This is a genomic window from Bacillus manliponensis (genome assembly GCF_000712595.1).
Taxonomy (GTDB): Bacteria; Bacillota; Bacilli; order Bacillales; family Bacillaceae_G; genus Bacillus_A; species Bacillus_A manliponensis.
Map to the genome: position 1 here is coordinate 1 of NZ_JOTN01000098.1, position 336 is coordinate 336.

Sequence of the window (336 nt, forward strand, 5' to 3'; positions counted from 1 at the left end):
TCAGGTAGTTGCTAATAGCGGTATGAATATAACTCTTAAAGCAGGAAGAGCCTGGATTCATGGATACTATGCCACAAACCCAGGCGATTATCATATGGCACTTGATGTAGCTGATGGAGTACTTAACCGTATTGATCGTGTGGTACTGCAACTTAATTATTTGAATCGTGAAATTGTACCCCTTATTCGAAAAGGAGTTCCGGCATCAAATGCAAGTGCTCCAGCTTTAAAACGTGATGCAGATACTTATGAAATAGCCCTTGCAGAGATTTATGTTTCTAAAGGTTCTACATCTGTAATACAGACAAACATCACGGATTTAAGAATGAAAAGTGA

1 pseudogene is annotated in these 336 nt (G+C 38.7%); it reads left to right on the forward strand.

Going from position 1 to position 336, the window contains the following annotated elements:
• Positions 1-22: 22 nt before the first annotated feature.
• A pseudogene (locus BAMA_RS23395) lies at positions 23-336 on the forward strand (hypothetical protein); the annotation flags it as partial.